Below are 13093 nucleotides of genomic sequence, written 5' to 3' on the forward strand. Positions count from 1 at the left end.
CACGTGCCTGCGGGAATCCGGCCCGACCGTCACCGATCCTCCGCCGCATGGGCCCGCAGTACCGCGGCGACAGGCCCCGCCACCGCCGGCTGGGCCAGGTACTTCTCCGCCGGATGCACCCAGATGCCGTCGGAGTCCACCCGCCTGCTCACGGGGGCCACCCCCGCCTCGTTGGGTGCCACGTCCCTTTCCAAGTGGGCCCGTACGGCGATGAGGTCGTCGCGGTCCCAGAAGTTCAGCCAGCTCCGCACGCAGGCGGGCGAGGCCGGCGGGCGGGGCCTCAGCCGGGGTCGGACGGCCGCACGCATCGAGATGGGGGAGCCGAGCGTGACGAACAAGGGGAGTTCCCCCGCGTGTTCGTGCAGCGCTTCCATGGCCACGACCGTTCCGAGGGAGTGCGCGACGACCACGCTCGGGCCGTCCCCCAACTCGTCGAGCAGTCTCGCCCTGATCCGCTCGTCCAGGCTCCCGCCCGCCGCCTCCCGCTCGCCGCGTGCGAGGTAGCGGGCCACCTGCGCCAGTTCGCGCACCATCACCTTGGGGGCGACCCACGTTCCGAGGGAGCGCCACGGCCTCAGTTCCATCAGCGTGGTGGCCACGTCCAGGGCCTTGCGCAGGACCTGGCCGCTGCCCTGCGCCTGGCCCGCCGGCGCCGTTTGCACCTGGGCGTACTCCAGGACGCGGCGCTCGGCCCGCTTGCGCTCGGGATCGGGCTCCTCGTCGTTCTCCGCCTCGTTGTCCGCCACCAGTGACGCCACCACGTCGCCGAGCAGCCCGGCCAGGATGTCGGCCTCTTCCCCGCTCGGACTCCACGTGCCGTCGCCCTGCGCCTGGGGGGCGGCGAAGAGGTCCCCGTAGTAGGCGAACGCCGTACTGACCGAAGTCCCCGCCGTCAGCCTCTGCGCCTGGTCGTCGTGACCGGCGGCGCGCGTCCCGGCGGCCAGGGCGGCGGACCATTGCCCGAGCTCCCTGGCGGGTTCGCGGGGGCCGCCGATGCCGTGGACGAACACCACACGTACAGCCATAGCGACCTCCCCGTTGCCCCGACCCCGTGCCCCTCCTGACGTTACACAGGCGGGGCGGGGCCGTGCCCGTGAATGCGGAGGATCACGGTGGGCGTGGGCGGATCACCGCACTAGGATCACGGGACGGCGTGTAGCTCAGCAGCGAGAGCACCGACTTGCGAAGTCGGAGGGCGCAGGGGCAGGACCTGCCACGCCGGCCATGGACGAGACCAATCCCCTCGCGGACCTGCCCGCCGCCGACGCCTTCGCCCACTGCCTCGCCGACGAAGGCCTCGCCTGGCTGCGGTCGTTGCTGGACAGCGGACGGTACGAGGTGCGCGCGCCCAAGGAGGCCGCGCTGCTCACCGTGGCCTGGCTGCTGCGCGCCGGCGACACCTCCGGCGCGGCCGAACTCGTGGAGGAGCTACGGCCCCACGCCCACGAGGTCCGCTTCGCTCCACGGCCCGCGGAGCTCCCCTCCCCCGGCCCGGACCTCGTGCACCGCCGCACTGTCGGCCAGGCCGTCGCCCTGCTCGCCCGCCGGCGGCCCAACGAGGCCGTCGAGGCGCAGCGCGAGGCCCTCACGGTGTGGCGGCCGTACGAGGGCGAGCTGCTCGCCCACTGGCTGCGCGAGGACGCGAACGGCCCGGAATGGAACGCCGCCGGCGCCGCGCTGCTGAAGCGCTACCGGTCCCTCGCGGCCGCGCACACCCGCTGCGCCAAGCACCGCGACCCCAAGACGAACGCCGCGATCCTGCGCCACGCGCTGGAGGAAGCCCTCTCCGGCCGCACTCCAACGCCGCGGGCGTCCGGCCTGCTGCGGCACGCCGTGAACTCGATGGCCGCCACCCGCGACCGGGTACGGCAGTCGGGCCAGGACCGGCCCACGCACCACGAGCTGGCCGCGCTGGTGCTGCGCCGGCTCTCCGCGTACCCCGTGGACCGGGGGCTGCCGGAGGCGGAGGTCGAGGCGCTGGTCGGCCCGGTGACCGTGGAGGAGGCCCTGGAGAGCGGCCTGCCCGCCGGAGCCGTGATCCCGCCGGCGGTGCGCGAGGTCGCGGGCAGCGTCCTCGACGCACCCGTGGAGGTGCTCCTGGAGCGCGGGATGGTCCCCTCCGCCGAGGTACTGGCCGAAACGGCACCGCAGCTGATCGCGACGCACTTCGCCGGGGGCTACGCCGACGCCTCGCTGCGCACGCTGATGGCGGCCACGCACCGGGCTGCCCGGCCCCGGTACGTGGGCTACTGGGTCCCCGAGTTCCACACGGCGGTGTCCGAACTGCCCTGGGTCCGCGCGGTCGACCGGTGGCACCGGCACGAACCGGCGGCACGCGACCGCGCGACCCTCACCCAGCTGGCCGAAACCTCCCTGCGGGCCTTTCCCGGCACCGGACTGCCCAACCACCTCGTGTGCCTGCTGTCCGGGCTCGCGGGCCGGGCGGAGCTGCCCACGCCGCTCCTCCTGGAGCCCTTCGCCAACGACTTCAGCGGGGCGGCCTCGCCGAGCCTCCTGCACGCTGCCAGGAACGCCGCCGAGCTGCTGCGCGGCACCCCGTACGAGCGCTACTTCGGCATCGACTACTCCGCGGTGCGGGACCTGGCGGACACGGACGACCCGGAGGGTTTCGCGCGACTGTGCACCGAGCGCGCCGACCGTCCCGTTCTCATCCCCCAGCCGGCACCTTGGCGGGCCCGCCCCGCCCTGACCACGGACCCCGCCGTCATCGAACAGGCCCGCATCCTCACCACCTTCAACCTCGCCACCCTGGTCCGCGACCTGGGCATCGCCCCCGAGCCCGGCTGGCCGGCCCTGGCCCGGGCCGCCTTCGGTGAAGCCGCCCGCTCCGGGACCACCGCCAAGGTCTCCGCCCGCGCCTGGCGGCAGCTGCTGTTCGACCTCTCGCTGTGCGACGCCGACGAGCAGGCCGCCGTACTCGCCTGGATCGACGCGGAGGCCGCCAGGCTCCCGGTGCGGGCCGCCGCCCGGATCGCCCTGCCGCTCGCCCAACTCCGGCTGGTCGCGTAGAGGGGCCGAAGGCACCTACTTCATCGGGTACTCGGCCTTCTCCGCGAGCTTGCCGTCCTTGAAGCAGAAGCGGAACACGGTCTCCTTGCCGTTCTTGGTGTCGCCGCTGGAGACGTACCAGGCGCAGCTGCTGCCCTCGGGTACGACCGGGCCGCCCTCCTTGAGGACGTCCTTCACGACGCTCTCGCCCGAGGGGAGCTTGGCGCGGACCTCGCTCTCCGCGCCGCCGGTCTTCACCGCCTCGTAGACGGTGGGGTCGACCAGGGTCTTGTCCGCCACGTCGATCAGCTTGCCGACGCCGAAGAGCAGCGCGGCCAGGAGCCCGACGCCCACCACCAGCGCTATACCGCAGCCGATCAGACAACCCTTGCGCTGTGCCACGCCCGTTCCTCCGTGCCGTTCCGTGTCGCGACCGGCGCGGTTCGCCGTCACGTGTCAGACCTTCGCAGGAGCCGGGACCCGGCAGCAGTCCTCGAAAGTCTTCGGACGGGGCGACGATCGTCGCTCAAGTACGGGGGTCACGCCGCTGAGGTCACCAGGTCCCCCGGGTCCGTGTTGGCCCCGCAGAGGATGACCGCGACCCGCTCCCCCAGCGGTTCACCGGCGGTCCGCAGTGCGGCCAGGGCGGTGGCCGCACCCGCCTCGACCACGATCCGGTGCTCCTCCCAGAGGGCGCGCCGGGACCGGGTGATCGCCGCGTCGGGGACGAGGACAGACCGTACGCCGTCCTCGCGGGCGGCGGCCAGCGCGTCCGCGGAGACCCGGGGGGCTCCGAGGGAGTCGGCGGCGACCGAGTCCACGGGCACGTCCACGGGGCGGCCCGCCTCCAGCGCCGCGTTCAGGGCGCGGCAGTTCTCCGGCTCGGCCGCGATGACCCGTACGCCGTGTTCGCGGGCGGCGGTGGCGACCCCGGCGAAGAGTCCGCCGCCGCCGACCGCGACGACCACGGTGTCCAGCCCGGGCACCGCGGCCCGGATCTCGTCGAGCAGGGTCCCGGCGCCGGCCGCGATCAGGGGATGGTCGTAGGCGTGGCTGCCGAGCGCCCCGCTCTCGGCGGCGAACTCCTCGCAGGCGGCGAACGCCTGGGCGTACCGGTCGCCGACGAGCCGCACGTCGGCCCCGTAGCCGCGCAGCCGTTCCACCTTCACCCGCGGCGCGTTGCCCGGCAGGAACACGGTCGCCGGTACCCCCTGCGCGCGGGCCGCCCAGGCGCAGGCGAGCCCGGCGTTGCCGCCGGAGGCGATGGTGACGCCGGCCGCCGGGAGGGTGCCGGCCGCGGTGTGTGCGGCGATGAAGTTGCGGGCGCCGCGGGCCTTGAAGGAGCCGGTGTGCTGGAGGTGTTCCAGCGCGTACCAGACGCCGTCGGCGGCCGGGACCGTGGCCACGGGGCGGACTGCGCCGGCGATGCGGTCTGCGGCGGCGCGTACGGCGGCGTAGTCGAGCTGCTGCGTCGTTTCCATGGTCGGTCTCCCCATCAGGTGGTGGGCCGGGTGGACCGCGTGGGCCGGGCGGGCCGCGCGGCTTCGATCAGCTGGCGCAGGGCGCCGTAGTACACCTCGTGGTCGGTCAGCGGGGGCAGTACGTCGGCCACGGCGCCCGCGAGCACCGGGAACTCGGCCGGGTCCAGCGCGGCCAGGGCGGCCCGCGAGGCGGCGGTGACGGCGGCCGGGTCGCGGTGGTCCACGAAGGCGGCGCTGCCGAGGGTGAGCAGGTACATGCGGCGGTAGACGGTCATCGCCTCGGCGGGGCTCATCCCGGCGGCCACGCTGTCGGCGAGGGCGGGCTCCACGAGGCGGGCCAGCAGCTGACGGCCGAGCCAGGGCCGGCCGCCGCGCAGCACGAGCAGTCCGGGGTGGGCGGTGAGCAGTCGGTAGAGCGCGCCGAACCGCTGCTCGGCGGCCTCGGCCCAGTCCGTGCCGGCGGGGATCTCGGGGAGCTGCGCGGCCAGGTGCTCGGTGCACAGGTCGAGGAGTCCGGCGAGGTCGGAGCAACGGCGCTGGACGGTGGCGTGGGAGACGTCGAGCCGGTCGGCGAGGGAGCGGAAGCTCAGGGCCCCGGGCCCTTCCTCGTCGAGGATCCGCAGCGCGGCGACGGCAATGGCCTCGGGTGTCGCACGGTCCAGGGCGGCTGATCTTCTCGGCATGAGATACAACGTATCATACGTCGTATCAGCAGCCTGATACACCTCCTTCGTGTGACAGCATTTACGGCCATATTGCTGGTCATCGGGTCATAATCAGCGACTTGCGTTGACAGGGGGTAGCCGTCTCGCTGCACTGGGCGCACGACTGCCCCCACGTCAAGGAGACTCCGTGCCGCCTCGCCTGCGTGCGACGCTCCCCTGCCTGACCGCGGCCGCCCTGTTCGCCCTCGCGCTCTCGCCCGCCCCGTCGTCGGCGGCGGCCGAGCCCGACGCGACCTCGGACACCCCCCTCGCACTGACCCCGCCGATGGGCTGGAACAACTGGGCGCACTACATGTGCGACATCGACGAGGCCAAGGTCGTCGCGAACGCCGACGCGCTGGTGTCCTCCGGGCTCGCCGCCAAGGGTTACGACACGGTGACCGTCGACGACTGCTGGATGACCAAGAGCCGTGACGAGCGGGGCGCCCTGGTCGTCGACACCCAGAGGTTCCCGCACGGCATGGCCTGGCTCGGCGAGTATCTGCACGCCAAGGGCCTGAAGTTCGGCATCTACCAGGACGCCGGCTCGCTGACCTGTGAGAAGTACCCGGGCAGCGGGTCCCCGGAGGGCGGTGGCGCGGACCACTACGCGCAGGACGCCCGCCAGTTCGCCTCCTGGAAGGTGGACTACGTCAAGATGGACGGCTGCAACCTCTGGGTGCCGGAGGGGAAGACGAAGGAGCAGGCCTACCGGGACGCGTACACCGCGGTCGCGAAGGCCCTGCGCGACAGCGGCCGGGACATGGTCCTGTCCGCCTCCGCGCCCGCCTACTTCCAGCAGGGCGAATGGGGCGGCTCCGACTGGCACAAGGTCCTCGGCTGGGTCGGCGAGACCGGTCAACTGTGGCGCGAGGGCCGGGACATCAAGGTCTACAAGCCGGCCACGCCCAGCGCCTCCCGGTGGAGTTCGGTGATGGGCAACTACGGCTACAACCGCTGGCTGGGCCGGTACGCGGGCCCGGGCAACTGGAACGACCCCGACTTCCTGATCGCGGGCGCCCCCGGACTCACCGCGGCCGAGAGCCGCAGTCAGGTCGCCCTCTGGGCGATGATGGCGGCGCCGTTCATCCTGAGCTCCGAGGTCTCGCAGCTGACCCCCGAGGGGCTCGCCGCCCTCGGGAACAACCGGATGATCGAGCTGGACCAGGACCCGATGGGCCGTCAGGGCGCGGTGGTCTCCTCCAACGCCACCTTCGAGATCCTGGTGCGGCCCCTCGCCAACGGCGACCGGGCGGTGGCCGTGCTCAACCGTTCGGCGGCCACCCGCAACATCGCCGTGCCGCTCGAGGAACTCGGTCTGCCCGCCTGTTCGGTCGACGCGCAGGACCTGTGGAGCGGGGGACGCCGTGAGGTCACCGACACGTTGACCGGAAGGCTGGCCGGGCACGACACCGGAGTCTGGCGGCTCACAACGAACCGCTGCGCCGAAGCCGTGCCGACCGGACAGATCGTCGGCGACGGCGCGAAGTGCGCCGACGGGGCCAACACCACCGGTGTCGGCGCGGTCGTGCTCGTCGCGTGCACCGGAGCCCCCGACCAGCGGTGGGTCCTCGGCGAGGAAGGGAACCTGAGGCTGGCCGACGAATGCCTGTCGGCGGGCGCGAACGGCCTGGTGGAGCTGGTCGACTGCGCTCCCCCGCAGGCGCAGCAGCCGACCGGTCAGAGCTGGTCGCACCGCCGCGACGGGACCCTCGTGGACGAGGCGAGCGGTACGTGCCTGACGGCTCCGGCCCCGGTCGCCCTCCCGGATGCCCCGGCCGAGCGGCTGCGCCTGGCCCCCTGCGGCGACCACCGGGTGGACCAGGCCTGGTCCCTGCCGGTCTGACCGCACTTCCCGGCCTCATGCCCCCGGCAACACTCCCCAGCGAACGGATGAGCAACCCGATGCCACGAAGCGGGCGCCGCCGCCTGCCCGTCCCCCGCCCGGTCGCCCTCGCCGCGCTGCCCGCGGCACTGCTGGCCCTGATCTGCGCGGCTCCCGCGCCCGGAGCCACCGCTCCGGGCGCAGGGTCGCCCGCACGTGCCGACGTACGGGAGGACGTGCCCGCGCCCCGGACGAAGGCGACCGAGGAGACCAAGGAGACCAAGGCCTTCGACGTCGCGCCCGCGCGGGCTTCTCTGGAGCGGCTGCTACCGCGCCACGCCGCACAGTTCACGTTCGTGGCCGACGCGGGCGCGGCGGCCGACACCTTCACCGTCTCCGGGGCCGCCGGCGCCATCACGGTGCGCGGCAGTACCGGGGCCACCCTGCTCACGGGGGTCGGCTGGTACCTGCAGCACGTCGCGGGGGCCGACATCGGCTGGCCCGGCGACAGCATCGGCATGCTGCCCGCCGAACTTCCCGCGGTCCCCGCACCGGTGACGCGCAGCGCGCTCGTCCCGCACCGGTACGCGCTCAACGACACCGACGACGGGTACTCCGGCCCGTACCGCTCCTTCGAGGAACACCAGCGGCAGATCGACCTGCTCGCCCTGCACGGGGTCAACGAGGTGTTCGTGCAGGTCGGCGCCGAGTACCCGTACTACCGGGCGCTGCAGGACTTCGGCTACTCCGCCGAGGAGCTGCGCCGCTGGATCCCCGGCCCCGGCCACCAGAGCTGGTGGCTGCTGCAGAACCTCAGCGGCTTCGGCGGGCCGGTCTCCGACCGGCTGATCCGCGAGCGCGCCGAGCTGGGCGGCCGGCTCGCCGAGCAGCTGCGGGCGCTCGGCATGACCCCGGTGCTGCCCGGCTACTTCGGCACCGTGCCCCCGGAGTTCACCGCCCGCAATCCGGGCGCGGTCACGGTGGCGCAGGGCGACTGGGCGGGCTTCGACCGGCCCGACTGGCTGGACCCGGCCTCGCCCGTGTTCGGGAAGCTGGCCGCCGCGTACTACACGGCGCAGCGCTCGGTGTTCGGGGACAGCACGATGTACCGGATGAGCCCGCTGCACGAGGGCGGTCAGACCGGCAACGTGGACGTGAAGGCGGCGGCGGGCGCCATCCAGCGGGCCCTGCACGCCGCCCGCCCGGGCGCCCTGTGGGCGGTGCTGGGCTGGCAGGACGATCCGACCGCGGAGCTGCTCGCCGGGGTGGACACCTCGAAGCTGCTGATCCTGGACGGTCTGTCCGACCGGTACAACCGCCTGGACCGCGAGACCCGTTGGGGCGGGGTCCCGTACGCGATGGGCTCCATCTACAACTTCGGCGGGCACACCACCATCGGCGCCAACACCTCGGTGTGGATCGACCGGTTCGGCGCCTGGCGGGCGAAGGGCAACAGCGCGCTCGCCGGGATCGCCTACATCCCGGAGGCCACCGGCACCAACCCGGCGGCCTTCGACCTCTTCACCGACCTGGCCTGGGAGCCCGGTCCGGTCGACCAGCGGCGCTGGTTCGCCGACTTCGCGGCCCGCCGCTACGGCCGGCCCGACGCGGAGGCGGCCGCGGCCTGGGAGGAGCTGCGCAAGGGCCCGTACAGCACCTCCTCGGGCCTGTGGTCGGAGTCGCAGGACAGTCTGTTCACCGCCCGGCCGTCACTGAGCGCGGTGGGGGCGGCGTACTGGAGCCCCAAGTCGATGCGCTATCCGTCCGGTTCGGTGCGCCGGGCGCTGGACCACCTGCTCGCGGTGGATCCGGCGCTGCGCGGTTCCAGCGCCTACCGCTTCGACCTCGTGGACACCGCCCGGCAGGCGCTCGCCAACCACTCGCGGGTGCTGCTGCCGAAGATCAAGGCGGCGTACGAGGCGAAGGACCTGGCCCGCTTCCGCGAGCTGACCGCCCAATGGGCCGACGGGGAACGGAGGTTGGACTCGGTCATCGGTTCCGACCCGAACTTCCTGCTCGGCGACTGGCTCGGCAAGGCCCGCTCCTGGGGCGCCGACGAGGCCGAGCGGGACCGCTACGAGTACGACGCGCGCTCGATCCTCAGCGTGTGGGGCCGCCACAGCACGAGCGAGGGGGGCTTCCTGCACGACTACGCGAACCGCGAATGGAGCGGCCTGGTCTCGGAGTTGTACGCCGGGCGGTGGAAGCTCTACTTCGACTCGCTGGAGGAGGCCCTGGTACGGAAGGCGGCGCCCCGGGAGATCGACTGGCACGCGTACGAGGAGGAGTGGGCCCGGCGCACCACCCGGCACCCGGCCCGGCCGAGCGGGGACCCGTACGAGCTGGCGGCCGGGATCGCCGCGGCCCTGCCGGGAGCGGCCGCGGCCGTACCGGCGTCGAACTGACCACTCTCCCGGGGGAATCCCGTTACCCGTCCGGGGTACAGGACGGTCGGCGCTCCGCCGCCCCGGGCGGACCCGGAAATGATCAGGGGCATGACCGAAACCGCACAGCAGCCCCCGCCGGCTCCGGAGCCGCCGGCCCTCGACCGGCCGGGCCACACCCCATGGCCCCACGGGGTGGTGGAGCTGCGCAAGCGCCGGGGAACGGGCGTCTGGTACCCGGCCTCCGCCGAGGACCGGGCGGAGGACCGGGCGGCCTGGCCCGCCCCGGAGCCGGCCCCTCATCGGAAGGCGACACCGGATGGACCGAGTGAACCGGAAGGACCGGGCGGACCGCTCGACGCCGGGCCCTAGACGCGGCCGGCTTCCCCTGCTCGGGGCCGTCAGCGGGGTGGTGGCGGCCTTCGCGGGCCTGGCGGCCGCGGAGCTGGCCGCGGCGGCGGTCCGGCCCGAGGCCGCCCCCGTCACCGCCGTCGGCGGGGCGGCGGTCGACCTCACGCCGCAGGCCGTCCGGGAGTGGGCGATCCGGCTGTTCGGCGTCGCCGACAAGGCGGTGCTGACGCTCGGCATCGTCCTCGTCCTGGCCGCGATCGCCGTCGGCGCGGGGATGCTCGCCCTGCGGTACCTGCCCGCCGGGATCGCGGTCACGGGCGGGATCGGGCTGCTGGGGGCGGTGGCCGCGCTCGGCCGCCCCGAATCCTCGTGGAAGGACGCGCTGCCTTCGCTGGTGGGCGCGCTGGTCTCGGCCGCGGTGCTGTACCTGCTGGTCACGGCGGCGACCCGGCCCCGGCCGGCCGGGGCTCCGCCCGCCGGGACCTGGGCGATGGACCGGCGGGGCTTCGGCCGGCTGGCCGCGGCGGTCGTGGCGCTCTCGGCCGGCGCCGGGTACGCCGGGCGGCGGCTGGGCGCGTACGGCTCGGCGGGGGCGACGGCCTCCCGGACCGAGTTCGTCCTGCCCCGGCCGACCGTGCCGGCGCCGCCCGTCCCGGCGGCCGCGGACCTGCACGTCCCCGGGATCTCCCCCTTCATCACCCCCAACCAGGACTTCTACCGCGTGGACACCGCCCTGGTCGTACCGCGCGTGAACGCGGACACCTGGCGGCTGACCATCCACGGCGAGGGCGTCACCCGGCCGCTCGCCCTCGATCTGCGGGAGCTGCTGAGCCGCCCGCTCGTCGAGCACGACATCACCCTCACCTGCGTGTCCAACGAGGTCGGGGGCCCGTACGCGGGAAACGCCCGCTGGCTCGGCGTACGCCTGGGAGACCTGCTCCGCGAGGCGGGCGTCCGGCCGCCGTCCCAGGGCGGCCCGGCCGACCAGCTGGTGGCCCGCTCGGTGGACGGGATGACGATCGGGACGCCCGTGGAAGCGGTGATGGACGGCCGGGCCGCGCTGCTGGCGGTCGGGATGAACGGCGAACCGCTGCCGTTCGCGCACGGGTTCCCGGTACGGATGGTCGTACCGGGCCTGTACGGGTACGTCTCCGCCTGCAAATGGCTGACGGAGCTGCGGCTGACCACCTTCGCCACGTACGACGCCTACTGGGTACGGCGGTCCTGGGCGCAGCAGGCGCCGGTCAAGACGCAGTCGCGGATCGACACCCCTCGCGCGAACGCCGAGCCGAGGGCGGGCCGGGTGGCGGTCGCCGGGGTGGCGTGGGCGCAGCACCGCGGGATCGAGCGGGTGGAGGTACGGGTGGACGGCGGGCCCTGGCAGGAGGCGAGGCTCGCGGCGGCGGACGGTGTCGACACGTGGCGCCAGTGGGTGTGGCCGTGGGAGGCGACGCCGGGCCGGCACACCCTGGAGGTCCGGGCGACGGACGGTCCGGGCGCCGCCCAGACGGGGGTGCGCGTGGGAACCGTGCCGGACGGGGCGACCGGGTGGCACGCGGTGGAGGTGAACGTCCGCGCCCCGAGCTGACGCGCCGGTACATTGACGAGATAGTCCGGACATCACTCGCATTTCACCTCCTACGACAGTCGGGAGCCGGGGCCGTGGAGCTGACCAGTACCTCGTTCCTCGTCGCACTGATCGTCGTGACGGCGCTGGCCGTGCTCGCCGCGCTGCTCCTGTGGAACCGGATCCCGGGACCGGGCTGGGTGCGGTGGCCCGCGCGACTGCTCATGATCGGGCTGTGCCAGCTCACCGCCATTTGCGTGGTGGCCACGTGGATCAACGGCAGCTACGGGCTCTACTCCTCGTGGGACGACCTGCTGGGCACCGACGCGGGGCAGGACCCCGGCACGATGACCGGCCCGCCGGTGGGCCGGGCCAGGTTCACGCAGGGCGGGGACGGCACGCAGAGCACCCACTTCCGGGGCTCGCACTCGAAACTCGCCGGGCAGGTCACCGTGTGGACTCCCCCGGAGTACAGCGCTCCGGGCGCGGACCGGACCCGTTTCCCGGTGCTGATGCTGCTGCACGGCTATCCGGGCACGCCCCGTACCTGGATCGACCTCGGGAACATTCCGGGCGCGCTGAAGGACCTCGTGGACCTGGGCGTGGTTCACCCCTTCATCGTGGTGATCCCGGAGATCTACCCGGGCGGCGTGAACACCGACTGCAGCAACACCCCGGACCGCAAGATCGCCGACTGGCTGGCGCAGGACGTGCCGGACTTGGTCGAGCGGAACTTCCGTACGCTGCCCCACCCGGGCGGCTGGGGCCTGATGGGCGTCTCCACCGGGGCGTTCTGCGCGGCCAAGCTGCCGCTCCAGTACCCGAAGGTCTTCCGGGCGGGGGCGGCCCTGGATCCGGACCCGCTGACGGGCGACCCGGAGGTGCTGCCCGACCCGGCGCTGCGTGAGCGCAACAGCCCGATGTGGCTGGTCGAGCACACGAAGAAGGCGGACGTCGGGCTGTTCCTGGCCACCTCCGCCCAGGACAAGGACAGCCCGCCGCGGCAACTGGCGGACTTCGCCAGGGCCGCGGCGGGCAGCGGGGTCCGCGTGAAGACCCTCGTCCGGCCGGTGGGCGGGCACAACTTCCAGACCTGGATCGGGATGTACCCCGACGCCCTGGGCTGGCTGAGCACGGAAATCGCACCGCCGACCGGCTGACCAGGGTCAGCCGATGAGGTCGTCGACGGTGGGGGCGACGACGCCGAACACGTCGGTGATGGTGGTCAGGGCCGCGGTGTGCAGGGCCGCGGCGGGCAGGACGGTGCCGTCTGGGGCGGTCAGCGACCGGGTGGCGGTGGCTTCGGCGACGACGGTGGGGCGGTAGCCCCGGTGGAACGCGCCTTCGGCGGTGAAGGTGACGCACATGTGGGTCATGAAGCCGGCCAGCACCAGGTCCTTCCCCGCTCCCAGGTCACGCAGGGTCTTCTCCAGCTCGGTGTCGTGGAAACCGTTGGGGACCTTCTTGACCACCACGGGTTCGCCTTCGGCAGGGGCGACTTCGGAGCTGATGGCGCCCAGCTCGGAGTCGAGGTCGTAGCCCGCGTCGACGACGTGGACGACCGGGACGCCCGCGGCGCGGGCGGCGGCCAGCAGCCGACCGGCGGCCGCGAGGGCCTCTTCGACGCCTTCGAGGGCCATGACGCCGGAGCGGTAGGTGTTCTGGAAGTCGATCAGGACGAGGGTGGTGTCGGCGAGGCGGGGCCGCTGGTTGTCGAGGCCGATGACGTCGCGCAGGGTGGTGGAAGCGGGCATGGCGAAGCACTCCTTGTC

General features: G+C 73.7%; 11 protein-coding genes and 1 tRNA gene. 7 read left to right on the forward strand and 5 right to left on the reverse strand.

Annotated elements, in window-relative coordinates:
- Window positions 1-29 precede the first annotated feature (29 nt).
- Window positions 30-1025, reverse strand: a complete 996-nt coding sequence (locus OG625_RS04880; protein WP_329376828.1) for a hypothetical protein — start codon at window positions 1023-1025, stop codon at window positions 30-32.
- A 124-nt stretch (window positions 1026-1149) separates the two neighbouring features.
- Between OG625_RS04880 and OG625_RS04885 the strand changes: the two genes are divergently transcribed.
- Window positions 1150-1225: transfer RNA gene (locus OG625_RS04885), tRNA-Arg, on the forward strand.
- Complete coding sequence (locus tag OG625_RS04890) at window positions 1225-3030, forward strand: hypothetical protein (RefSeq protein ID WP_329376829.1); 1806 nt, start codon at window positions 1225-1227, stop codon at window positions 3028-3030. The genes OG625_RS04885 and OG625_RS04890 overlap by 1 nt, the downstream gene beginning before the upstream one ends.
- Window positions 3031-3045: 15 nt before the next feature.
- On the opposite strand, the gene OG625_RS04895 is transcribed toward OG625_RS04890, so the two are convergent.
- The 3 genes from OG625_RS04895 to OG625_RS04905 form a co-directional block, all read right to left on the reverse strand.
- Window positions 3046-3411, reverse strand: coding sequence for a hypothetical protein (locus OG625_RS04895; RefSeq protein WP_329376830.1), 366 nt, complete (start codon window positions 3409-3411; stop codon window positions 3046-3048).
- A 137-nt stretch (window positions 3412-3548) separates the two neighbouring features.
- Window positions 3549-4490 carry a serine/threonine dehydratase gene (locus OG625_RS04900; protein WP_329376831.1) on the reverse strand — a complete coding sequence of 314 codons (942 nt, stop codon included), beginning with the start codon at window positions 4488-4490 and terminating at the stop codon, window positions 3549-3551.
- Between the two features lie 14 nt (window positions 4491-4504).
- Complete coding sequence (locus tag OG625_RS04905) at window positions 4505-5173, reverse strand: TetR/AcrR family transcriptional regulator (protein WP_329376832.1); 669 nt, start codon at window positions 5171-5173, stop codon at window positions 4505-4507.
- 169 nt (window positions 5174-5342) lie between these two features.
- Here OG625_RS04905 and OG625_RS04910 point away from each other — a divergent pair, with 169 nt between their 5' ends.
- The 5 genes from OG625_RS04910 (at window position 5343) to OG625_RS04930 (ending at window position 12481) form a co-directional block, all read left to right on the forward strand.
- The gene (locus OG625_RS04910) at window positions 5343-7040 is read left to right on the forward strand and encodes a ricin-type beta-trefoil lectin domain protein (RefSeq protein ID WP_329376833.1); all 1698 of its coding nucleotides are present in this window, start codon (window positions 5343-5345) and stop codon (window positions 7038-7040) included.
- Window positions 7041-7099: 59 nt separating this feature from the next.
- A complete protein-coding gene (locus tag OG625_RS04915; RefSeq protein WP_329376834.1) occupies window positions 7100-9424 on the forward strand; it encodes an alpha-N-acetylglucosaminidase in 2325 nt (774 codons plus the stop codon).
- 90 nt (window positions 9425-9514) lie between these two features.
- Window positions 9515-9775, forward strand: a complete 261-nt coding sequence (locus tag OG625_RS04920; protein ID WP_329376835.1) for a hypothetical protein — start codon at window positions 9515-9517, stop codon at window positions 9773-9775.
- Window positions 9723-11342: a molybdopterin-dependent oxidoreductase gene (locus OG625_RS04925; protein ID WP_329376836.1), complete on the forward strand. Its 1620-nt coding sequence runs from the start codon at window positions 9723-9725 to the stop codon at window positions 11340-11342. The genes OG625_RS04920 and OG625_RS04925 overlap by 53 nt, the downstream gene beginning before the upstream one ends.
- A gap of 74 nt (window positions 11343-11416) precedes the next feature.
- A complete protein-coding gene (locus OG625_RS04930) occupies window positions 11417-12481 on the forward strand; it encodes an alpha/beta hydrolase (protein ID WP_329376837.1) in 1065 nt (354 codons plus the stop codon).
- A gap of 6 nt (window positions 12482-12487) precedes the next feature.
- Here the strand turns inward: OG625_RS04930 and OG625_RS04935 are convergent, their stop codons facing one another.
- Window positions 12488-13075: an isochorismatase family protein gene (locus tag OG625_RS04935; RefSeq protein WP_329376838.1), complete on the reverse strand. Its 588-nt coding sequence runs from the start codon at window positions 13073-13075 to the stop codon at window positions 12488-12490.
- Window positions 13076-13093: the final 18 nt, after the last annotated feature.

Origin of the sequence: Streptomyces sp. NBC_01351 (genome assembly GCF_036237315.1) — a bacterium.
In the GTDB taxonomy this organism is placed as follows: domain Bacteria; phylum Actinomycetota; class Actinomycetes; order Streptomycetales; family Streptomycetaceae; genus Streptomyces.